At 64.4% G+C, this 21,281-nt stretch carries 20 protein-coding genes and 2 pseudogenes; 6 read left to right on the plus strand and 16 right to left on the minus strand.

Annotated elements, in window-relative coordinates:
* A pseudogene (locus tag BM222_RS38720) lies at window positions 1-251 on the minus strand (IS110 family transposase); the annotation flags it as partial.
* Between the two features lie 264 nt (window positions 252-515).
* Between BM222_RS38720 and BM222_RS38725 the strand changes: the two are divergent.
* From BM222_RS38725 to BM222_RS38735, 3 genes are read left to right on the plus strand one after another with little or no spacing between them, the layout of a single operon-like run.
* A complete protein-coding gene (locus tag BM222_RS38725) occupies window positions 516-1,730 on the plus strand; it encodes an ABC transporter substrate-binding protein (protein WP_092239865.1) in 1,215 nt (404 codons plus the stop codon).
* An 8-nt stretch (window positions 1,731-1,738) separates the two neighbouring features.
* Window positions 1,739-3,472: an FAD-dependent oxidoreductase gene (locus BM222_RS38730; RefSeq protein WP_092239866.1), complete on the plus strand. Its 1,734-nt coding sequence runs from the start codon at window positions 1,739-1,741 to the stop codon at window positions 3,470-3,472.
* Between the two features lie 20 nt (window positions 3,473-3,492).
* Window positions 3,493-4,287 carry an IclR family transcriptional regulator gene (locus BM222_RS38735; RefSeq protein ID WP_092239867.1) on the plus strand — a complete coding sequence of 265 codons (795 nt, stop codon included), beginning with the start codon at window positions 3,493-3,495 and terminating at the stop codon, window positions 4,285-4,287.
* A 205-nt stretch (window positions 4,288-4,492) separates the two neighbouring features.
* Here BM222_RS38735 and BM222_RS38740 read toward each other — a convergent pair whose 3' ends face one another.
* The 8 genes and pseudogenes from BM222_RS38740 to BM222_RS38775 all read right to left on the minus strand — a co-directional run.
* The gene (locus BM222_RS38740) at window positions 4,493-5,083 is read right to left on the minus strand and encodes a thiamine pyrophosphate-dependent enzyme (RefSeq protein WP_143106200.1); all 591 of its coding nucleotides are present in this window, start codon (window positions 5,081-5,083) and stop codon (window positions 4,493-4,495) included.
* 5 nt (window positions 5,084-5,088) lie between these two features.
* Window positions 5,089-5,613, minus strand: coding sequence for a thiamine pyrophosphate-binding protein (locus BM222_RS38745; RefSeq protein ID WP_092239868.1), 525 nt, complete (start codon window positions 5,611-5,613; stop codon window positions 5,089-5,091).
* Window positions 5,614-5,907: 294 nt separating this feature from the next.
* Window positions 5,908-6,612, minus strand: a complete 705-nt coding sequence (locus BM222_RS38750) for a GntR family transcriptional regulator (RefSeq protein ID WP_244547429.1) — start codon at window positions 6,610-6,612, stop codon at window positions 5,908-5,910.
* Between the two features lie 97 nt (window positions 6,613-6,709).
* Entirely contained in the window at window positions 6,710-7,453 is a 744-nt protein-coding gene (locus tag BM222_RS38755) for an aspartate/glutamate racemase family protein (protein ID WP_092239870.1), read from the minus strand.
* Between the two features lie 9 nt (window positions 7,454-7,462).
* Window positions 7,463-8,728 (minus strand): NAD(P)/FAD-dependent oxidoreductase, encoded by a 1,266-nt coding sequence (locus BM222_RS38760; protein ID WP_092239871.1) that lies wholly within the window; start codon window positions 8,726-8,728, stop codon window positions 7,463-7,465.
* Window positions 8,729-8,731: 3 nt separating this feature from the next.
* Complete coding sequence (locus BM222_RS38765; protein WP_092239872.1) at window positions 8,732-10,393, minus strand: thiamine pyrophosphate-binding protein; 1,662 nt, start codon at window positions 10,391-10,393, stop codon at window positions 8,732-8,734.
* 112 nt (window positions 10,394-10,505) lie between these two features.
* Window positions 10,506-10,628 (minus strand): RidA family protein, encoded by a 123-nt coding sequence (locus BM222_RS42960; RefSeq protein WP_283810302.1) that lies wholly within the window; start codon window positions 10,626-10,628, stop codon window positions 10,506-10,508.
* 67 nt (window positions 10,629-10,695) lie between these two features.
* Window positions 10,696-11,033 (minus strand): annotated as a pseudogene (locus tag BM222_RS38775) (NAD(P)-dependent oxidoreductase); the annotation flags it as partial.
* Between the two features lie 295 nt (window positions 11,034-11,328).
* Here BM222_RS38775 and BM222_RS38780 point away from each other — a divergent pair.
* Complete coding sequence (locus BM222_RS38780) at window positions 11,329-12,165, plus strand: transporter substrate-binding domain-containing protein (RefSeq protein ID WP_092239873.1); 837 nt, start codon at window positions 11,329-11,331, stop codon at window positions 12,163-12,165.
* 244 nt (window positions 12,166-12,409) lie between these two features.
* On the plus strand, window positions 12,410-13,768 hold the full coding sequence (locus BM222_RS38785) for an MFS transporter (RefSeq protein ID WP_244547430.1): 1,359 nt from the start codon (window positions 12,410-12,412) through the stop codon (window positions 13,766-13,768).
* Window positions 13,769-13,906: 138 nt separating this feature from the next.
* On the opposite strand, the gene BM222_RS38790 is transcribed toward BM222_RS38785, so the two are convergent.
* From BM222_RS38790 to BM222_RS38815, 6 genes are all read right to left on the minus strand, one after another.
* Entirely contained in the window at window positions 13,907-14,692 is a 786-nt protein-coding gene (locus tag BM222_RS38790; protein WP_092239874.1) for an ABC transporter permease, read from the minus strand.
* The gene (locus tag BM222_RS38795; protein WP_177243739.1) at window positions 14,689-15,501 is read right to left on the minus strand and encodes an ABC transporter permease; all 813 of its coding nucleotides are present in this window, start codon (window positions 15,499-15,501) and stop codon (window positions 14,689-14,691) included. Before BM222_RS38795 ends, BM222_RS38790 begins: the two co-directional genes overlap by 4 nt.
* A gap of 68 nt (window positions 15,502-15,569) precedes the next feature.
* Window positions 15,570-16,616: an ABC transporter substrate-binding protein gene (locus BM222_RS38800; protein ID WP_092239876.1), complete on the minus strand. Its 1,047-nt coding sequence runs from the start codon at window positions 16,614-16,616 to the stop codon at window positions 15,570-15,572.
* 21 nt (window positions 16,617-16,637) lie between these two features.
* Window positions 16,638-17,945 (minus strand): NAD(P)/FAD-dependent oxidoreductase, encoded by a 1,308-nt coding sequence (locus BM222_RS38805; protein ID WP_092239880.1) that lies wholly within the window; start codon window positions 17,943-17,945, stop codon window positions 16,638-16,640.
* Window positions 17,946-17,950: 5 nt separating this feature from the next.
* Complete coding sequence (locus BM222_RS38810) at window positions 17,951-18,670, minus strand: HAD family hydrolase (RefSeq protein ID WP_092239877.1); 720 nt, start codon at window positions 18,668-18,670, stop codon at window positions 17,951-17,953.
* 34 nt (window positions 18,671-18,704) lie between these two features.
* The gene (locus BM222_RS38815; RefSeq protein WP_092239878.1) at window positions 18,705-19,784 is read right to left on the minus strand and encodes an ABC transporter ATP-binding protein; all 1,080 of its coding nucleotides are present in this window, start codon (window positions 19,782-19,784) and stop codon (window positions 18,705-18,707) included.
* Between the two features lie 211 nt (window positions 19,785-19,995).
* Here BM222_RS38815 and BM222_RS38820 point away from each other — a divergent pair, with 211 nt between their 5' ends.
* Window positions 19,996-20,934 (plus strand): LysR family transcriptional regulator, encoded by a 939-nt coding sequence (locus BM222_RS38820; RefSeq protein WP_092239879.1) that lies wholly within the window; start codon window positions 19,996-19,998, stop codon window positions 20,932-20,934.
* 45 nt (window positions 20,935-20,979) lie between these two features.
* On the opposite strand, the gene BM222_RS38825 is transcribed toward BM222_RS38820, so the two are convergent.
* Window positions 20,980-21,281, minus strand: a 302-nt coding sequence (locus BM222_RS38825) for an IS3 family transposase (RefSeq protein ID WP_143106035.1), incomplete at its 5' end; no start/stop codon positions are given.

Genomic DNA, 21,281 nt, shown 5'->3' on the forward strand with positions numbered 1-21,281 from the left:
GCCTCCTGGATGGTGATGATCGCATAACTCTCGCCCGTTCGCGCCTGTGCCTTGCGCTTCAGCTCTGCCAACAGCTTCAAAAGGTCCGCAATGTCGCCGGCTTTCACGCTGTGTCTCGACATCTTCTCGCCCTTGCCCGGCGACAGCGATGTAACCAGCCATGTCGAACGGCTCAGTTCCAATGACACAAAAATTGCGCCAAACTGTGTGCGGATAGCGGCCAGTCCGGCGGAAGGATGATCGAGCAACATCGTCGTCTCCAGGTTGGTGTGTTAGCAACCTCAGTCTGGCCTCAGACCAGGTCGCTATCCACTCCCCATGGAATCTTCGTCGCAAGGGCTCCTCGCAATGACGGTGCTGAAGCAGTTGCGCGCCTGTCTCCGCGATGCCCGCGCGGCGAGCCGACGGGACCCTATCGCAGAGGGCTTATTCGCCATTGACAAATATATTTGCTAATATCTAATAACCGGTAGAAACCCGCCGCGCCACGCGGCCCATAAAAGAGAGGGAATGACATGAGAGGACTTTTGGCCGGCACCGCGCTCGCCGCCATGATTTCGGCTGCCATGACCACACTCGCGAGCGCGCAAGTCTCCGACGACGTGGTGCGGATCGGCGTGCTGACGGACTTGTCGAGCTGGGGCCGTGACAACTCGGGGCCGGGATCGGTCGAGGCGGCCAAGATGGCGGTCGAGGAATTCGGCCCGACCGTGCTCGGCAAGCCGATCGAGATCATCAGCGCCGACCACCAGATGAAGAGGGACGTCGGCGTCAATATCGTGCGCGGCTGGTTCGACAACGGCAAGGTCGACGCCGTCGCCGACATCCCCAATTCCGGCATCGCGATCGCCGTGCACAACATGGTGCGCGAGCGCAACAAGATCGCCCTGCTCTCAGGCCCCGGCGCGAGCTCGCTCACCGACGACCTGTGCAGCCCGAACACCGTGCACTTCACCTACGACACCTACGCGCTGTCCAAGGTCACAGCCTCCGCCGTGATTAGGGAAGGCGGCAAATCCTGGTACTTCATCACCGCGGACTACGCCTTCGGCCAGCAACTCGAGAAGGACGCCACGCGCTTCATCAACGAGATGGGCGGCAAGGTTCTCGGCGGCGTCAAGCATCCGACCAACACGGCTGACTTCTCTTCGTTCGCGCTGCAGGCGCAGAGCTCAAAGGCTGATGTCGTCGCGTTCGCCAATGCCGGCCAGGACACCGACAACGCCATCAAGCAATCCGGCGAGTTCGGCCTGGTCCAGGGCGGCCAGAAGCTCGTCGGTCTCCTGATGTTCGACACCGACGTGCACGCGGTCGGTCTCAAGGCCGCGCAGGGCACCTACATGACGACGGCGTCGTATTGGAACATGGACGAGGCCACCCGCGCCTGGTCGAAAAAATTCTTTGCCCGCACCAATGTGATGCCGACCATGATCCACACCGGCGTCTACGGCTCGGTGCTGCACTATCTCAAAGCCATCAAGGCCGCCGGCACCGACGATCCGGCCAAGGTGATGGCCAAGATGCGCGAGCTGCCGATCGAGGACACCTTCGTCCACGGCGGCAAGTTGCGCGAGGACGGCCGCGTCATCCGCGACATGTATCTGGCCAAGGTGAAGTCACCCGAGCAGTCGAAGGAACCCTGGGATTATCTCGACATCATCAAGACGGTGAAGGGCGAGGATGCCTTCCGCCCGGCCTCCGAATCCAAATGTCCGCTGCTGAAGAAGTGAGGTGAGGCATGACCGGCAACGCGCGCAACGCAATTGAGACTTACGAGTGCGATGTGCTCGTGGCCGGATCGGGCTGCTCCGGCATGTCGGCCGCGATCACCGCTCGATATCGCGGCCTTGAGGTGCTGATCGTCGAGAAGGAGCCGCGCTTCGGCGGCACCACGGCGCGCTCCGGCGGCTGGTTGTGGATCCCCGGCACATCGCTCGCGAAGGCCTACGGCATCGCGGAGACGCCGGAGCAGGCACGCACCTATCTGCGGCATGAAGCCGGCAACAATTTTGACGCCGCGCGGGTCGATGCGTTCTTGAGCGCGGGCCCCGAGGCTGTCGATTTCTTCACCACCAAGACCGCGCTGCGTTTCGACATGCCGCTGGTGTTCCCGGACTATCACGCCGAGGCGCCAGGCGGCGCGCAAGGCGGCCGCTCGATGGTGACGCGGCCGTTCGACGGCCGCGAACTCGGCGATCAGATCAAGACGCTGGGCATGCCGCTGCCGGAGCTCACCGTGTTCGGCATGATGCTCGGAAGCGGCAAGGAGATCATCCACTTCATGCGCGTAACGAAGTCGCTGAGCTCGGCGGTCTACGTCGCCAAGCGCCTGTCGCGGCATCTGATGGACGTGCTGCGCTACGGCCGCGGCATGACCTTGACCAACGGCAATGCGCTCGCGGGGCGTCTCGCCAAATCCGCGCAGGATCTGCAGATTCCGATGTGGCTGTCATCGCCGGTGCGTGAGCTGATCGTCGAGAACGGCGCGGTCATCGGCGCGATCGTCTCGCGCGAAGGGCACGACGTCCGCGTCCGCGCGCGGCGGGGCGTCGTGCTCGCCTGCGGCGGCTTTCCGCACGATGTCGAGCGCCGCAAAAAGCTGTTTCCGCACGCACCGACTGGCCATGAGCATTTTTCGCCCGGCCCGACCGGCAACACCGGCGACGGTCTGCGCCTCGCCGAAAGCGCCGGCGGACACGTCGAGGATCGGCTGCCGAACGCGGCGGCCTGGGTGCCGGTGTCGCTGACGACGCGCAAGGACGGCTCGAAGGGCGTGATGCCGCATTTCATCGATCGCGCCAAGCCCGGCGTGATCGCGGTCATGCGCGACGGCAAGCGTTTTGCCAATGAAGGCAATTCCTATCACGACTTCGTCCAGGCCATGATCAAGGCGGCAAAGCCCGGCGAGGAGATCGCCGCCTATCTCGTCTGCGATCACCCAACGCTGCGCAAATACGGACTCGGCTGCGTGCCGCCGTTCCCGATGCCGCTCGGTCATCATCTCGCGACCGGCTATCTCATGCGCGGCGAGACGCTGGAGGCGCTGGCGGCGAAAGCCGGCATCGATGCCGAGGCGTTCACCGAGACGATCAAGCAATTCAACGCAACTGCGCCGCTGGGTCACGACGCCGCCTTCGGCAAGGGATCAAAAGCCTACAACCGCTATCAGGGCGATGCCATGCATGGTCCAAATCCTTGCATCGCACCCATCGAGAACGGGCCGTTCTACGCCATCAAGATGGTGGTCGGCGACCTCGGCACCTATGCCGGCATCGTCACCGACGAGAACGCCCGCGCGTTGGATTCCGAGGGCCGGGTGATTCCCGGGCTCTACGCGGCCGGCAACGACATGGCGAGCATCATGGGCGGCAATTATCCCGGCGCCGGAATCACGCTTGGGCCAGCGCTGACCTTCGGCTACATTGCCGGCCGTCATCTCGCCGACAGCGCCACCAAGCGCGACGCGGCCTAAGCGAAGCGCATCGGAGGCGCATGAAGAGAGAAAGCCGCGGCATCCAGTCGATCGAGGTCGGCGGAGAATTGCTCCGTGCGCTCGCCAGGAGCGGCGAGCCGATGATGCTGCGCGATCTCGCGCGCGAGGCCGGCATGGCGCCCGCCAAGGCGCATCCTTATCTCGCCAGCTTCTCGCGCATCGGTCTGATTGAACAGGACGAAACCACCGGCCGCTACGAGATCGGCGCGCTGGCACTGGAGCTCGGCCTGATCAGCCTGCGCCGCCTCTCCGGCGTCCGCATCGCGCAGCCGAAGATTGCCGCGCTCGCGAGCCAGATCGGTCACGCCGTCTCGCTCGCGGTGTGGGGCACGTACGGCCCGACCGTGGTGCAGCTGGAAGAGCCCGGCCAGCCCATGCACGTCGTGATGCGCGCCGGCTCGGTGATGGCGCTGCTGGAGACCGCCACGGGCCGCGCCTTCGCGGCCTTCCTGCCGGAGAAGACGATCAATGCCGCGCTCGAAAGCGGCCTCGATCGCCACGGCGTCGGCTACAATCCGAAGCGCGCCGTGAAAGGCGCCAAGGTCGCCGAGATGCTCACCGAGGTCCGCAAGCACGGTCTCGCCCGCGCCCTCGGCGATCCCCTGCCCGGTGTCAATGCGTTCTCCGCCCCGGTATTCGATCATTCCGGCCATGTCGCGCTTGTCATCACCGCGATGGGGCCGGAAGGCACGTTCGATGCGCGCTGGGATAGTCCGATCGCGCATGCCTTGCGCGATTGCGCCGGCGGCATCTCGAAGCGGCTCGGCTACGGGATGGCGATCGCGGCGGAGTGAGGGGCAAGCTGCCCACCTCACAACAGGTGTCATGCTCCGCGAAAGCGGGGCATCCAGTACTCCGCGGCCCATCGGCTCAATCACTGCCGTCTCGGCGTACTGGATCGCCCGGTCAAGCCGGGCGACGACAGCGAGTGTGGGCGATCTCCCGCCCCTTCTCCAGAACAGCTGCTTGGGCAGGCCTACGCCGGACAAGGACCGAGCGCTAGGCCGCCGCAAATCCGAGATGAGCACGGAACCGGTTCTTGATAAAGACGGCATCGCGGGACGGCAACGAGCGCGGTGGATTTTCGGCCCTGACCTTGATGACAAAAAGCCGCGGCCCGTCGGCCGGTTCGGCGATATCAGCGGCGAGGCCTTGCACCTCCTCCAACGTCCGAACGGTCGCGGTTGCGACAAAGCCGCAAGCGGTTGCGATCGCCGTGAGATCGACACCACGCCCGGTGTGGCTCGCCTGCATTCCGGTCTCGCCGAAATGCTGGTTGTCGATCACGACGATGACGAGATTGCTGGGACGGGCGACGCCGATGGTGGCAATGCCGCCGAGGCCCATCAACTGCTCACCGTCGCCGGTCAACGCGAGGACGCGCCTGGAAGGTTGCGCCTGGGCGAGACCAAGGCCGATCAGCGCGGCGCCGCCCATGGCGCCCCAGAGATAGAAATTGTCGTCGCGGTCGCCGGTCGCGTGCAGATCGTAGGTCGGCGAGCCGAGGCCAGCGACAACCAACGTGTCCTTGCGATTCCTGAGAAGGGCCGCAACGGCGGCACGACGATCGAGTTCGGAGGGAATGCACATCGGTATCACCACTTCTTCTTGCCGATCAGGCGTTGCCCGATCAGAACCGCGATCTGCTGGTCGGATTCGTAGGCGAGCGCCGCCGCGGATTCGACTGTCTCGACCAAATCCCCTGCCGTCTCGGCGCGCATCACCTTCAGGCCGATCGCCTCCAGCGAGGGCTGCGTCGCCCGGCTCATCGGCACCTGCCACGGATTGAACTCGGCCCATTCGCCGCGCATCGTCACCAGCATCAAGAGCGGAAAGCGGCCGATCGCAGACAGTGACAGCATGTTGATGCAATTGCCGACCCCGCTCGACTGCATCAGCAGCACGCTGCGCTGACCGCCAAGCCAGGCGCCCGCGGCGATCGCAATGCCTTCCTCTTCGGTCGTCAGCACATTGGTGGTGACGTCAGCGTCGGCGGAGAACATGCGGATCAGCTGGCTGTGGCCGGCATCCGGCACGTAGGACATCTGCTTGACGCCGGCCGCCTTCAGGACACGATAGAGCTCGGATGGCCAGTCGGTTTCGGGATTGGGACTATGCACCTGACGTCTCCGTGAATTTCAGAGATGCTAGCGATGTTTGCGAACGAAAGCTCTGACTGTCTGGGACGATCAGGTATCGAGGGATTGTATAGCCGATGTTTTCCCTGCAAAGCACGATCCGCATGACTGCGCCCTCTCCCCTTGTGGGAGAGGGCATCGCCGCAAGCAGATACGAACTCGCTTGGGTGAGGGGTCTGTCTCCGCACGCTCGCGCGCAGTTATGCGCGCCGAGAGATACCCCTCATCCGGCGCTTCGCGCCACCTTCTCCCACAAGGGAGAAGGAGGAGTCCTCCTCAGTTCGCCGCCGACCTCACCGCGGCCGGCATGTAGATCTGCGCGTAGCCTTCCTTGATCGCCGACGTGATGCGATCGAGGCGGCGATCGATATGCTTTTCCAGCACGGATACGCAGGTCTCTTCGTTCCGCGCCTTCAGGCCTTCGAGGACGGCGCGGTGCTCGGCCTGGGTGTTGGAGCGGTTGATGCTGTCCATGTCGATCCAGCGCACGAAGCGAATGCGGGCATTGACGTTGCGCAAGACGCGCAGCATCTCGGCATTGTTCGACATGGCCATCAGCCGCTCGTGAAACGTCTCGTCCAGTTCGACGAGCTCAACCGAAGAACGCCGCCCGGGATCGGGGCCGGTGGCTTCCAGGAATTTCAGGAGCGAGTCGATATCCTCGTCCCTGGCGCGCTTGATGGCAAGGCGCACCGAGGCGACCTCGATCGATTTGCGCAGCTCGTAGAGATCGAAGATCTCGTGCGCGTCGAGCTCGCGGCAGAAGAAACCCTTGCCTGGCGTGAAGCGCAGGAAACCTTCGGTGTTGAGACGGTTGAGGGCTTCGCGCAACGGCGTGCGGCTGACGCCAAGCCGCTTGGCCAGCTCACCCTCATTGAGCCGTTCGCCCGGCTTGAACTCGTAGCTCACGGCCATCGCCTTGAGTTGTTCATAGACGCGATCGACGATACTATCGGAAGCCAGTTCCAAGTTACTCATCATCTGCAGCATTCATGCTCGAACTCAGCCCAATATACTGGGGCTGCGGGAATGATTGCAATGCAAACGAAAATGGCGGTGTGAAGGGTGACAGCCAGAATCAGCTGAAGGCGCGCGGGCGCAGGCCCGCATGAAACCAGGTGATCATGGAATAGATGTCGTAGACCGGCAACCCGACCTCGGCCTGCAACGCGGCCGCATAAGGCGGCATGTTGGTGCATTCGAGCACGATGGCGCCCACATCCGGATTCTTCGCAACCAGCTGCTTTCCCGCCTCGACGACATCACGCTCGGCCTGGACCACATCCATGTCGTCCTTCTCGGCCTTGATCAGGACCCGGAAAAATTCCTTGCCGTGCTCGGTGCCGACCACAGGCGTATCGAGCGGCACCCCTGCGCCTTCGAGATGGGCCGGCGTCAGGGTCGAGCCCGACACCGTGACGAGGCCGACGCGCTTGCCCGGCGGCAAGGTCGCCTGCACCCACGGCACCTGCATCAGCGACGAGGTCGCCACGGGAACGCCGACAGCCGACGCGATCTCCTTCTGGAACAGCGAGAGGAAGCCGCAATTGGTGGTGATCGCTTCGGCCCCGAGCCGCACCAGATCCTTGGCAGCATCGATGAAGTCGGGCAGCAGCCCTGCCGCGCCCCTCAGCACCACTCTCTCCGGCGAAGCGCCGCCCACCACGCGATAGAGCACGGGAAACGGCCAGGTCGTGCCGTTGCCCATGTCGCCGGGGATGCGGGGGAAGCGCGCTTCCAGCATCAGGATGCCCAGCGGCGCGCCGTAGATGGCCTTGCCGCCGCGGGCGATGCGCGAGGATGAGCCGGCTGCGTGAGTCATGATGCGACCTCAGAGGAAGCGATTGGGCGAGAACGGTGCGAGCGGAATTTCCGGCTGCTTGCCGCTCAGGAGCTGCGCGACGAGACGGCCGGTACGCGCCGAGCTGACCAGCCCAATATGACCGTGGCCGAAGGCATAGACGATATCGCGCGAGGCGCGCGAATAGCCGATGCAGGGAATACCATCGGGCATGCTGGGGCGATGCCCGAACCAGGTCTTGATACGCGACGCCGGAATGTCCCTCGGCAGCTTCGGAAACATGCTGAGAAGGTGGTTGCGCAGGATCTCGGCGCGCTTCCAGTTCGGCGCGGCCTCCAGGCCCGCGATCTCGACCGTGCCGGCGGCTCGCAGGCCCTTGTTGGTCCAGTTCACCACCATCTTGGCGTCGGACGCCATGATCGAGCTGCGTGGTCCGCTTTCCGGATTCTCGATCATGACGTGATAGCCGCGCTCGGTTTCGAGCGGCAGCGGATCGCCGACCGATGCGGTGAGTTTTTTTGAACGCGCGCCGGCCGCGACCACCGCGGCATCGCAAGCAATCTCACCGGTTTCGGTAAAGACAGCGACGAGCTTGTTGCCCGACAGCTTGAGGCCCGTGGCTTTCGCATGCACGAGCTTGGCACCGCTCGCCAGCGCATGCTGCGCAAGCGCCGCAACGTAGGCGCCGGGATCGCGGCAGCGGCCGGCTTCTTCGACCACCACGCCGAAAGTGTAGCGCGGATGCAGATCGGGCTCGCGCTGACGCATCTCGTCGGCATTGAGCTCCAGCCATTCGACGCCGACCTTCTTGCGCAGCCGCCAGCCGAGATCGTCGTCGAAATTGCCGCGCGACGGGAAGACGTGCATCACGCCGTTGCGCTCGATCAATTCGGGAACCCCTGCCTCTTCCGCGAGCTTCCGGTGCAACAGCGGCGCGTCCTTCAGGAGATCGCGCAGCGCAAACGCGGTCTTCTCGACGCGCGCCTCGGTCCAGCCCGAAAGGAGATACTTGAGCAGCCAGGGCAGCGCCTTCGGCAGATACGACCAGCGGATCGCGAGCGGCCCGAGCGGATCCATGAGATAGCCAGGCACCTTCTTCCAGGTGCCCGGCTCGGCCGGCGGGATCACCGAATGCGAGGAGAGCCAGCCGGCATTGCCGTAGCTCGCCGCCTGTTCGCCACCGGGCGCGCCGGCATCGATCAGCGTGACGCGATGTCCCTCGCGCAGTGCCTCGATGGCGCTGATCACGCCGATCGCGCCGGCTCCGATGATGGCGATGTGACGGCCCTCCGACATCGCCTAGGCCTTCACCGCGGGCGTAAAGTCCTTGCCGACGGAAATCGCGCGGGGATCGATGATGCAGTGGAGGATCGACGGTTTGCCCGAGGCGAGCGCGCGCTCGAACGCCGGCGCGAACTCCTCGGTGCGCTCGACGCGCTCACCATGGCCGCCGAACGCCTTCGCATACATCGCAAAATCAGGGTTCTTGAGCTGGGTGCCGACGACGCGGCCGGGATAGTCGCGCTCCTGATGCATGCGGATAGTGCCATATTGCGAGTTATCGACGACGACCACGACGAGCGGCGCGTCATATTGCACGGCGGTCGCGAATTCCTGGCCGTTCATCAGGAAGCAGCCGTCACCGGCGAAGGCGACGACGACACGATCCGGGTACTGCCGCTTGGCGAGCACCCCCGCCGGCACGCCATAGCCCATCGACCCCGAGGTCGGCGCGAGCTGAGACGCAAAGCTGTGGAAGCGGTGATGGCGATGGATCCAGCCGGCATAATTGCCGGCGCCGTTGCAGACGATCGCGTCCTTCGGCAGCCGATCGCGCAGCCAGGTCATGACCCGGCCATACTGGAACGTGCCCGGCAGCTCGCGCGCCTTGTCGGTCCAGGCGAGGTAGTCGGCATGCGCCTTGGCGGCTTCGCCCTTCCAGGCAATCGCGCCTGAAGGCTTCAGCGTCTCGACGGCGGCGGCGAATGCGGCCGGCGTCGCCTGGATCGCGAGATCAGGCTGATAGATGCGGCCGAGCTCTTCCGAACCGGGGTGCACATGGATCAGCTTCTGCTTCGGCGAGGGAATGTCGAGCAGCGTGTAAGACGACGACGGCATCTCCGACATGCGGCCGCCGATGAGAAGAATGACATCGGCATTGTCGACGCGCGCCTTGAGGCTCGGGCTCGGTCCGATGCCGAGGTCGCCGGCATAATGCGAGTGGTCGGCATCGATCAGCGAGGCCCGGCGGAACGAGGTCGCGACCGGCAGGTCGAAGCGCTCGGCAAAGCGCGCGATGCTCTTGGTCGCCTCATCGGTCCAGCGCGATCCGCCGAGGATGACCAGCGGCGCCTTGGCGCTCGCCAGCATTGCACCCACTTGCTCGAGATCTGAGGGCGCCGGCCAGCTCACCGCCGGCTCGATGCGCATGGCATCGGCGACAGCGGCGGTCTCGGTCAGCATGTTCTCGGGCAGCGCGATCACGACGGGGCCGGGGCGGCCCTGCATCGCGACGCGGAAGGCGCGCGCGACGAGCTCGGGAATGCGGTCGGGACGATCGATCTCGACCGCCCATTTCGCCATGGAGCCGAACACTGCCTTGTAGTCGAGCTCCTGGAACGCCTCGCGCTCGCGCATGCCGGTATCGACCTGGCCGACGAACAGGATCATCGGCGTCGAATCCTGCATCGCGATATGGACGCCATGGCTGGCGTTGGTGGCGCCGGGACCGCGGGTGACGAAGCAGATTCCGGGACGGCCGGTGAGCTTGCCATAGGCCTCGGCCATCATCGCCGCGCCGCCTTCGGCGCGGCAGATCACGACGTCGATCGGGCTGTCATGCAGCGCATCGAGCGCCGCCAGGTAGCTCTCGCCCGGCACGCAGGTGACACGGTCGACGCCCTGCGCGACCAGCTGGTCGATCAGGATCTGGCCCCCGGTGCGGGTGTTTCTGATGGTCATGACAGCTCCCTGCAGGCTTTGGCGAATGCGTGTTTATTCCTAAGTGGCGTAGGACAGGCGGACACCAGGTGCAAGGCCGATGCAAACAGTGCAGAGGGCATCGGCGCGCATGTCAGCGGCGCGCCGCAATCGCGATCACCTCGATGCGGTAGGCCGGATCGGCGAGCTCGACCTTGCCGCAAGCACGCGTTGGTGCGCTGCCCGGAACGACCGGGGCATCGTACACCGCGTTCATCGCGTCGAAATCGCGTTCTGGTCGATGCGGGTGATGTCAGACATGGGTGTGTGCTTTGCTTGTCGATCGCGATGATGCGGCGGCAGTGATCGAGCGCCGCGCCGATGAGATTGTCGCTGGCCTCGGACGCACGAAACGCCGAGTGCGCCGACAGCGTCACGTTTCCGCAGCTTTGTCAGGGCGTGGCCTGCGGGCAGCTTTCTCGACGGTGAAGACGTCGAGGTCGGCATGCGCGCGATATGGCTAGAGCGGAGCGCATCCTGCATCGCGTCTTCGTCGACGACAGCGCCCGCGCGCCGTGTTGATCAGGATGCTGCCCTTGCGCATCTGCGCGATACGCTCGCGCGATAGCACCCCCCTGGCTTCGTCGTTGAGCAATAGATGCAGCGAGACGACGTGGTTCTGCGGTTGATGCCAACGGGCAGTTTCGCCGCGCTCAGTCGCTTCTCGGTGACCGCGGTCCGCGTTTCGTTGGCATCGACACGAAACAGCGCGCAAAGACTTTCTCCCTCGTTCCGGATCGCAAACCGGACTGCTGGGTACGGCCGGGAACCACGCAAATTTCTCTCGCTTTGCCAGAGGACTAGGCTCTAACCTGCCTCATCGCATAGACCCCCGGCAAGACTGGAATACCATATTCCATGATACCCTGAATACAAAAAGAGCCGGAGCTGTTGATCATTCCCAGGGAGCACTGACCATGAACCGCAGGGACGCACTCACCACCGTGGCGCTGGCAGGCGCCGCAATGGCCGCGACCGTCTCGGCGAAAGCCGACACCGCGCCGGCTTCAACGCTCGATCGGATCAAGAAGAGTGGTGTGCTGCGGATCGCTGTGATCGCCGGCCAGGATCCCTATTTTCACAAGGACCTCGCAACCAATCAATGGTCAGGCGCGTGTATCGACATGGCGAACGACATCGCCGGCAAGTTAGGGGCCAAGGTCGAGACGCTGGAATCGACCTGGGGCAACCAGATCCTGGATCTTCAGGCCGACAAGATCGATCTCGCCTTTGCCGTGAACCCGACGCCGGAGCGCGCACTGGTGATCGACTTCTCGAGGCCGATCCTGGTGCACTCCTTCACCGTCATCACCAAGAAGGGCTTTGCCAAGCCGCAGACCTGGGCCGAGCTCAACAAGCCCGAGGTCAAGATCGCCGTCGACATCGGCTCGACCCATGAGACCATCGCGCGCCACTACTGCCCGAAGGCAACCATCCTCGGCTTCAAGACGCGCGACGAGGCGATCCTCGCGGTGTCGACCGGGCGCGCCGACTGCAACGTCTCGCTGGCGGTGCTGTCGGTCTTCACGCTGAAGAAGAATCCGACGCTTGGCGATCTCGCGATCCCGCGGCCGCTGCTGACGCTGCCGACCAACCTCGGCATCCGTGCCGAAGCCGATCGCCGCTACAAGGATTTCCTCAGCGCCTGGGCCGACTACAACCGTTCGCTCGGCCAGACCCGCGAATGGCTGCTGAAGGCCTATGAAACCGTCGGCCTCAGCGCCGAGGACATCCCGAGCGAAGTGCAGTTCTGATCGATCATGTATGTCTCGGACGCGGCCAGCCGCGCAGCGACCGGCTGAAGGCGTTTGTGAGACGCTGTCACCGGACATATCGACGCGGATGCCCCCAGCAAACCGGGACGCTGATATGCATCGGCCCGTCGTGGCGCTTCCGGTGTTGACGCTATTCCATACGCGTTTAAGTAGGTGAGACAAAGACTGCAGGGGTGGCGACGTTCGCTGGGCTGGTTCCCGTTGCCGTCACCATGCAGGACACATGACGCCCTCGCCTCACGCGACCTCGCCGAGCACGCAGGCAATAAGAAGCACGCACCCGATAAGCACGACAGCGAAATCGGCTGCCGCGCCCCCTCATTTCGCCATCGTCCTGTTCTCGCTCGCGATGGGCGGCTTTGCGATCGGAACCACCGAATTCGCATCGATGAGCCTGCTGCCGTTCTTCGCGGCCGACCTTCACATCGACGAGCCGACGGCCGGACACGCGATCAGCGCCTACGCGCTCGGCGTGGTGCTGGGCGCGCCGCTGATTGCCGTGATCGGCGCACGGTTCGCACGACGCACGCAGCTGCTGGCGCTGATGGCCATTTTCGCGCTCGGCAACGCCCTCACCGCGCTGGCGCCGGGCTTTGGCGCGATGATCGCGGCCCGTTTCCTGTCAGGCCTGCCACACGGCGCCTATTTCGGTGTCGCTGCACTGGTCGCGGCCTCGCTCGTTCCGCAACATCGCCGCTCGCAGGCGGTCGGCCAGGTGATGCTGGGCCTGACCGTCGCCACCATCATCGGGGTGCCCATCGCCAATCTGATCGGCCAGATGGTCGGCTGGCGGGCCAGTTTTGGCCTCGTGTCGGGACTGGCCTTGCTCACGATGCTCCTGTGCGCGCTGTTTGCGCCGCGCGACCAGGCCGGCCGGTCCGATCCACTGCGCGAGCTCGGCGCGCTCAAAAGCCGCCGCGTCTGGATCACGCTCGCGATCAGCGCCATCGGCTTCGGCGGCATGTTCGCCGTCTACACCTATCTGGCGACCACGTTGATCGAGGTCACCAAGGTCAGCACCGAGATCATCCCGTTCTTCCTCGCGATCTTCGGCGTCGGCGCCACGCTCGGCAATCTGTTCGTGCCGCGCTTCGCCGATCGCGCGCTGATGCCGACGGCAGGAGGCATCCTGCTGTTTGCGGCCGTGGCGCTGCTGGTGTTTCCGCTCGTCGCCGGCAATCCCTGGCTGCTTGCGATGGACATTTTCGCGATCGGCGCCAGTGTCGCACTCGGTGCCATCCTGCAAACGCGCCTGATGGACGTCGCGGGAGACGCACAGGCGCTCGCGGCAGCGCTCAACCATTCGGCATTCAACACCGCCAATGCGCTCGGTCCTTTCCTCGGCGGCCTCGCCATTCGCCAGGGGCTGGGCTGGACCTCCACCGGCCCCGTCGGCGCCGGGCTCGCGCTGCTGGGCTTTCTGATCTGGATCGTCGCCTATCGCGACGCTGGCCCGGCTGCGGTCAAGCCCAGCTCGGGCGAGCCCTCCGCAGCCCGCGAGAACGCGCCGGTCAGACCCGCGCCACCACTGGCGCCGGAGAACCGAAGGCGTGCGGATCGTGCGAGGGATGAAGTGGCATGACGGATCGCGGCGCTCGGAACAGAGCGGCGTTGAGAGCCTGTCCGTAGATCATCGCGGCCACGAAGGAGGCCGGCAGGCCCGCGCGGGTCGCCGCCCCCATGCGCAATTGCGCACCAGGCCCCGTCGACATCAAGCCCCTCACCCACTTTTCTTCTGTCGCGCGCTCGCCAGCAGCACCAGCATGAAGGACGCAGCGGTCATCAGCGTCGAGATCGCGGCAATGGTAGGGTCGATCTCGTCGCGGAGCGCGGTGAACATGCGCTTGGTCAGCGGCTGATACTGGCCGCCGGAAATAAACAGCGCGACGATGGTCTCGTCCATTGCGGAGATGAAGGCGAAGATGCCGCCAGCCATCACGCTCGACTTGATCTGCGGTAGCGTCACCGCAAAGAAGCTGCGCAGCCGGTTCATGCCGAGGCTACGCGCCACCATCTCCTGCGCCGGGTCGAAGCTCTGCAAGCCCGCCAGCACCGAGATGACGACGTAAGGCAATCCCAGCATCACATTCGCCAGAACCAAGCCCGGCAGGGTCGCCACCAGGCCGACCTTGGCATAGACGAAGAAGATGCCGACCGCGGTAATGATGATGGGCACCACGAGCGGCAGCAGCAACGCCATATGGATGACCCGCATGATGCGCAGCTTCGACTGGCTGATGGCATAGGCGGCGGCGACGCCGCATGGCGTTGCGATCAGAACGGTGAGGAAAGCGACCGTCAACGTCACCTTCGTCGCCTGCATCCAGGCGGGATTGGCCAGATATTGTTGATACCAGCGCAGCGAGAACGACGGCGGCGGGAAGGTCAGGAAGCGCGCGCTGGAGAACGAGATCGGCGCGATGATCAGCACAGGCAGGATCAGATAGACCAGCACCAGCGCGCTGGTCACATAAAGGGCGATGCGTGCGGGCGACAGACGCGTCATTTCTGCCCCAACACGCGATCGAGCGAGATGAAGCGACTGACGACGAAGAAGATCGCGAGCACGCTGAGGAGCAGCACCACCGCGACCGCGCTCGCCGCGCCGAACTGGTTATAGAGCTCGACATTGCGGCTCACCAGCATCGACACCATCACGGTACGGCCGCCGCCAAGCAGCTCGGGCGTGATGTAGAAGCCCAGACAGAGCACGAACACCATGGTGCAGCCGGCCAGCACACCCGGCAGCGACAGCGGCAGGAAGACGCGGAAGAAGGTCAGCGACGGGCTTGCCCCAAGGCTGGTGCCGGCCTGCATGAGATCGCCGGGGATCTTCTGCATGGTGGCGTAGAGCGGCAGCACCATGAACGGCAGCAGGATGTGCACGGTCGCGACCACCGTACCGAAGGTGTTGTGGACCAGTCCCAGCGGCTCGGAGATCACATCGAGATAACGCAGGAATTGATTGATCACCCCGGTGCGCTGGAGCAGCGCCAGCCAGGCATAGGCGCGCACCAGCACTGACGTCCAGAATGGCAGGACAACCAGCGACAGGATCAGGATGCTCCAGCCCTTCGGCACCGAATTGGCGAGGTAGGCGACGGGATAGCCGAGCAGCAGCGCGATCACGGTCACTGCGAGGCTGATCTCGAAGGTCAGCGCAAAGCTCCGCCAGTAGATGTCCTCGGTGAAGACGCGGCGATAATTCTCCAGCGTAAAGCCGTCATGGTAGATCGACTGCCAAGCCAGCCAGCCGACCGGCAGCACGATCAAAGCCAGGATCACCAGCAGTGCTGGCGACACCAGCGCCAGCATCAGGCCGTGCTCGCGGCGCTGATGCTCTCGTGATGAATCTGGCACTGACATCGTCAACGTGGCCTCGCTCACTTCTGCATGAACGACGCCCAGCGTTTCTCGGCGGCTTCGCCTGCGGGCGAGGACCACCAGGCGTAGGACATCAGGGCCTGCTTGGCCGCATTGGCCGGCTCGCTCGGCAATTGCGCGGCGCGCTCAGGCTTGATCACATTGGTCTCGAACGCCTTGGGGTTGCCCGGACCGTAGTCGATCTGCAGCGGAAGATTGGCCTGATGCACTGGATCGACGGCCTCATTGAGGAACTTCACCGCCGTATCGAGATTCGGGGCACCCTTCAGGATGCAGAGGGATGTGCTCTGCAAGATGCCTTGGTTGTAGGTGAAAGCGACCTTTGCGCCTTCCTTGGCGACGGCGCTGACGCGGCCGTTCCAGGCCATTTCCATGTCGACCTCGCCGTCGTTGAGCAGCTGCGCGGACTGCGCGCCTGAGGTCCACCAGACCGTAATGTTCGGCTTGATCTCTTCCAGCTTCTTGAACGCGCGATCGACATCGAGCGGATAGAGCTTGTCGGGCGCGACGCCGTCGGCCATCAGCGCTGCCTCGAGCGTGGCGAACGGGTGGTTGCGCAGCGCGCGGCGGCCGGGGAATTTCTTGACGTCCCAGAAATCGGCCCAGCTGTTCGGCGCATCCTTCGGGAAGGTTTTCTGGCTGTAGGCCAGCACACTGGAATAGAACTCGTAGGACACCGAATAGGGACTACGATAGGCCTCCGGCATCGCCGCGCCATTCGGAATCTTGGAGAAGTCGAGCTTCTCGATCAGCCCCTGCTCGCCGCCGCGCAGGCAGTTGCCGGTCGGAGTGTCGACGACATCCCAGATCGGCTTGCCGCTGCCGACCTGCGTCTTGATCGCGGGCCAGGCGTCAGGAATGGAGTCCTGGTTGATGGTGATGCCGAGCTTCTTGGCGGAGGGATCGAGGATCGCCACCGTCTGCGCCTGCTGATAGGCGCCGCCCTGCGAGACGAAGGTGATCTGCTCGGCGGCATCAGCCGTATTGGTCAATCCCATGGCCCCTAGCAGCACAACAGCCAGTCCCAAATTCTGCTTCGTCATCATGCTCGCCTCCTCCAGATGATCTCACCGACCGATCGCGTCGAGAAATTGATACCAGCCTGCGACCATGCGCACGGCGGGCTCGCGCAGCGGATAGAACGGAATGGCCTTCATGCGGCTGACGTCGAGCAGTCCGAGGTCGGGGCTCTCGCCGCGGACGTATGCGGCGAGATACCGGCCCATCAGGCTCGACATCGCAACTCCGGCGCCGTTGTAGCCCATCGAGACCAGCGTGCGGTCGTCGAGCCGACCGATGTGCGGCACCGAGTCCAGCGTCATGGCAACGAGGCCCGACCATTTGTACGCAAGCGTGACGTCGGCAAGTTCCGGGAAAATGCCGACCATCGCCCTGCGTAGCGCGTCGAAGGCTGATTGCGAGTCCTGCTTGCCGAAGGCGCCGCGGCCGCCGAAAACGACCCTGTTATCGACCATGCGGAACCAGCGCATCATACGCTTAGTCTCGGTGTAGGTCCGCCCCGTCGGCATCAGCTTGCCGGCGAGATTGCGCGGTAGCTTTTCGGTCGCAATGAGAGCGCTGCGGAACGGAATCAGCGTGCGCTGCATCTGCGCGGTCGCGCCGGTCAGATCGGAATAGCTGTTGGTGGCGATGATCGCCTGCCTGGCGCGTACCGCCCCTTGCGGCGTCTCGGCGACGATGCCGTCCTTGTCCCGCCGGAGCTTGGTCACCGGCGATTCCTGGAAGATCGGAACGCCGCGACGTGCGACGCCGTCGGCGAGTCCGCGCAGATAGTTCAGCGGATGGATACCGCCCGAACCGGGATTGAGCACGCCGCCGACAAAGCTGTCGGAGCCTGTCTCGTCGCGCACGCCACGCTTATCGAGGATGCGGACCTCGGCAGATCCCATCTCGCGCGTCATCCAGTTGGCTTCGTCGATCGCAGCCTTCAGCGTCGTTTCGTTATGGGCGGCCTTGACCTGGCCGGTGCGCGTCAGGTTCGCGCTGGTGATGCCGAATTCCGAAACCAGCTCCTCGACCATGTCGGTCGACTCATGTGCGATCTCGTACATGCGCTTGGCCATGGCGCGGCCGTGCACGGCGTCGATCTCGCGGAACGACAGGCGGAATTTTGCGGTGATCACACCGCCGTTGCGCCCACTGGCGCCCCAGCCGGGACGATTGGCTTCGAGCACGATGGGCGCGAGACCGCTCTTGGTGATGTGGTGGGCAGCGGAGAGGCCGGTATAGCCCGCACCGATGATCACCACATCCGCCTGTTGCTCCCCCGACAGCACGGGAAAGTCGCGCGCCGGCTCCGCCGTGGCTTCCCACAGCGAGTTGGCCGATGGCAGCGCGCGCCAATCCCGTGTCATGCCGCTCATCCTTTTGCGGGGCCAATGGCGGCGTCGGCCAGCGCTTTCAGCGTCGGGAAGTGGAAGTCCGGTTTTGTCAATGTTTCGACGGCCGGCGTGCCGCCGAAGCCGGCGACGCCCTGGCGACGTTCGATCCAGCACACCTTGTAGCCGAGTTTTCGCGCGATGCCGATGTCGTGGTATTGGCTCTGGGCGACGTGCAAGATGTCGGACTGCTTGTAGCCGAACGCGGACTGGCGGCCTTTGTTGTAGGCAAAGAACTCCGGATTGGGTTTGGCGACTCCGGTGTCGTCTGCACAGACGGTATCGTCGAAGGGATTGCCGAGCGCATGCGCGTAGCACGAGAGCGCGACGCGATCGGCGTTTGTCATCGCCACCAGCCGGAATTTCGTGCGCAGGCGCTTGAGCGCCTCGACCGAATCTGCGAATGGCCCCCAGCGCAGCACCGAGAGCTGGAAGACGTCGCAGGACGCATCATCAGCCGGAAGTCCGAGCTCGGTCGCGAGATGACGATAGACGTGGAACATCACCTCGCTCGAGCGCTCGTAATGCTTGTCGCGGCCGCGCTTGTAGGGTTCGAAGATCTGCTCGTCGGTGAACTCGGCCGCCTTCTTGCCACCGATCTTGCGCACGGCTTCGAGCACGCCGGTCTCGAAATCGATCAAGGTGCCGACGACGTCGAAGGTGAGAACCTTGAAATTGCTGAACGCGGCTTGGGTCGACATGTGGTTTTTCTCTCAGGCTGGAAGGGGCTTGGGTTCAGTCCACCCGGGGCACCACGATGGTGTCCTCCGGATGAAGGGTGACGGTGAGGCTGCCGCCGAGCGGCGGAATGCGGCTGTAGGCCTGATGGTAGCTCGGCTGGCGCAGGCTGAGCGCGATGCCGTCGGCAAGCGCGAGGAAGATGCGCAGGCTCTCGCCCTGATAGACGATGTCGGTGACCGTGCCGGTCAGCCGATTGCAGGCGGCATCCTGAGCGCCGTCGTCGATGAGTAGCTTCTCGCTGTGCACGGCGAGCATCAGCGCGTCGCCGTCGGGAATGGCGCGAGCACTGCGCAGCAGGGCGTTTCCGAGCGCGACGCTCGAGCTATCGACGCGGCGGACCGGCAGCATCGTCGCCTCACCGATGAAGCTTGCCACGAAGGAATCGGCGGGATGGTCGTGCAGGCGCGCAGGCGCGTCGATCTGGATCAGGCGGCCGTCCTTCATGACGGCGACGCGATCACTCATAGTTAGGGCCTCGCGCTGGTCATGGGTGACATAGATGATGGTCGCCCCGATGCGCCTGTGCAGCGCGCGCAGCTCGATCTGCATGGATTCGCGGAGTTGCTTGTCCAGCGCGGAGAGCGGCTCGTCCATCAGGATCAGCTGTGGCTCGAAGATCATGGCGCGCGCGAGCGCCACGCGCTGACGCTGGCCGCCGGAGAGCTGCGCGATGCCGCGCTCCTCGTAACCGGCAAGCCCCACCATTGACAGCGCCGCACGCACCTTGTCCGGCCAGATCGCCTTCGGCAGGCGGCGCGCGCGCAAGGGAAAGGCGACGTTCTCGCCCACGCTCATATGCGGAAACAGCGCATAGTTCTGGAAGACGACGCCGATGTCGCGCTTGTGCGGCGGCATGTAGGTGACGTCGCTGCCACCGAACAGGATGGTGCCTGATGTCGGCAGGATGAAGCCGCCCAGAATGCCGAGCAGCGTGGTCTTGCCGGAGCCGGAGGGGCCGAGCAGCGAGACGAATTCGCCGGCGCCGACGTTGAGGGACACGTCATCGAGGGCGCGAACGGGGCCGTACGCCTTGCTCGCGGATCTGACCTCGACGCTTTCCGCTCGTTTGTCCAACGATCGACCTCGTCCATCCCTGGCAATGGCGTGCCTCGCTGCGCGCCATAAGCTTGCATTATAGACAGGGCTTTGCAGCATTCGCAGGCGCGGCGTGCGCTGCACCAAACATTCGCTCGCAAAGCCTGCCGTTAGGCTGTCAGGTCAATGACACCAGAGTTGGCAAAATCCGGCAATTGCCAAATTCTCACGAACATCATAACATGACGTCATGCCAGAGCTTCGCCGTAGGCTGCCCTCCAGCAATGCCCTGTTCGTCTTCGACGCAGCGGCGCGCAATGGCAGCTTCACGGCTGCGGCCGCCGAATTGAATGTCACGCAGCCTGCGGTGAGCCGCATGCTCGGACAACTCGAAGACCATCTCGGCGTACGCCTGTTCGACCGCAAAGCGGGCCGCGCGGTGCTCACCGAGGAAGGCGAGTTCTTGCATCGCCGCGTGCTCGAAGGCTTTCGCAGCATCGAAACCGGCCTCATCGAGATCGAGCGGCGCCGCAAGGGCACCGAGACGGTGACGCTGTCCGTCTCCTCAGCCTTCACCACGCATTGGCTGATGCCGCGCATCGACAAGCTCCAGAAGCAATTTCCGCAGGTCGACCTACGCTTCCAGCTCATCTCCGGCGCGTTGCGCGGCGCGGTCGAGAATGTCGATCTCGGCATGCGCTTTCGCGATCGCGACGAGCCGTCGTCCGGCGGCACGCTGGTGATGAAGGAAGTGATGCTGCCGATGTGCAGCCCTGGATATCTCGGCGAGACCGACCCTGCGGAGGGCAACACGATCATTCGCCTCGCCGAGACGCCTGGTGACTGGGCCGCGGATTATGCGTCGCTGCTCACCGGCCGCCGCGGCGCGGCCAAGGCGCTGAGCTTCACCGACTATGCCGTCGTGGTGCAAGCCGCGCTGCTCGGCCAGGGCATCGCGCTCGGCTGGCTCACGGTCGCCTCGCACTGGCTGCTCACCGGCGCGCTGGTGCCGGCCTCCGACCGGCTCACCACCACCCGCCGCGTCTGCGAATTCCTGCCACCGCGCAACCGCCCGATGCGCCCGATCGCCGCCGAGATCCGCGACTGGATCACCGACCAGATGCGAAGCGAGATCGCGGTGATCGACAAGCTCTATCCGAAGCTCGGCGCGATGGCCGCATGCTATTAGGCAGGCGGTGCTCGGGTGATCTTCCCCCGAAAAAGTGGACAGGGTTCAAGCCGATTTTAGCTCCATCTCGACCGGGCTGATATAGCCGATGGCCGAGTGTCTGCGGTGATGATTGTAGAAGCCCTCGATGTAGGTGAAGATGTCGCGCTCTGCTTCATTGCGGGTAGCATATTGGCGGTGATGGACCAGTTCGGACTTGAGCGTGTGGAAGAAGCTTTCCATAGGGGCATTGTCGTAGCAGTCGGCTCTGCGGCTCATCGAAGGCAGGAAGCCGGCGGCTTGCAGCGCTTGGCGATATTCGGTTGAAGCATATTGGGTGCCGCGATCGGAGTGATGGATCAGGCCGG

Source organism: Bradyrhizobium sp. Gha (assembly GCF_900113735.1).
GTDB lineage: Bacteria > Pseudomonadota > Alphaproteobacteria > Rhizobiales > Xanthobacteraceae > Bradyrhizobium.

Coding starts and splice junctions, on each gene's coding strand:
- BM222_RS38800 (WP_092239876.1), bottom strand. CDS start 16,616: ATGATGACGAAGCAGAATTTGGGACTGGCTGTTGTGCTGCTAGGGGCC.
- BM222_RS38730 (WP_092239866.1), top strand. CDS start 1,739: ATGACCGGCAACGCGCGCAACGCAATTGAGACTTACGAGTGCGATGTG.
- BM222_RS38780 (WP_092239873.1), top strand. CDS start 11,329: ATGAACCGCAGGGACGCACTCACCACCGTGGCGCTGGCAGGCGCCGCA.
- BM222_RS38760 (WP_092239871.1), bottom strand. CDS start 8,728: ATGTCGGAGGGCCGTCACATCGCCATCATCGGAGCCGGCGCGATCGGC.
- BM222_RS42960 (WP_283810302.1), bottom strand. CDS start 10,628: ATGAACGCGGTGTACGATGCCCCGGTCGTTCCGGGCAGCGCACCAACG.
- BM222_RS38810 (WP_092239877.1), bottom strand. CDS start 18,670: ATGTCGACCCAAGCCGCGTTCAGCAATTTCAAGGTTCTCACCTTCGAC.
- BM222_RS38765 (WP_092239872.1), bottom strand. CDS start 10,393: ATGACCATCAGAAACACCCGCACCGGGGGCCAGATCCTGATCGACCAG.
- BM222_RS38785 (WP_244547430.1), top strand. CDS start 12,410: ATGACGCCCTCGCCTCACGCGACCTCGCCGAGCACGCAGGCAATAAGA.
- BM222_RS38820 (WP_092239879.1), top strand. CDS start 19,996: ATGCCAGAGCTTCGCCGTAGGCTGCCCTCCAGCAATGCCCTGTTCGTC.
- BM222_RS38790 (WP_092239874.1), bottom strand. CDS start 14,692: ATGACGCGTCTGTCGCCCGCACGCATCGCCCTTTATGTGACCAGCGCG.
- BM222_RS38795 (WP_177243739.1), bottom strand. CDS start 15,501: ATGCTGGCGCTGGTGTCGCCAGCACTGCTGGTGATCCTGGCTTTGATC.
- BM222_RS38805 (WP_092239880.1), bottom strand. CDS start 17,945: ATGACACGGGATTGGCGCGCGCTGCCATCGGCCAACTCGCTGTGGGAA.
- BM222_RS38750 (WP_244547429.1), bottom strand. CDS start 6,612: ATGATGAGTAACTTGGAACTGGCTTCCGATAGTATCGTCGATCGCGTC.
- BM222_RS38725 (WP_092239865.1), top strand. CDS start 516: ATGAGAGGACTTTTGGCCGGCACCGCGCTCGCCGCCATGATTTCGGCT.
- BM222_RS38735 (WP_092239867.1), top strand. CDS start 3,493: ATGAAGAGAGAAAGCCGCGGCATCCAGTCGATCGAGGTCGGCGGAGAA.
- BM222_RS38740 (WP_143106200.1), bottom strand. CDS start 5,083: ATGTGCATTCCCTCCGAACTCGATCGTCGTGCCGCCGTTGCGGCCCTT.
- BM222_RS38755 (WP_092239870.1), bottom strand. CDS start 7,453: ATGACTCACGCAGCCGGCTCATCCTCGCGCATCGCCCGCGGCGGCAAG.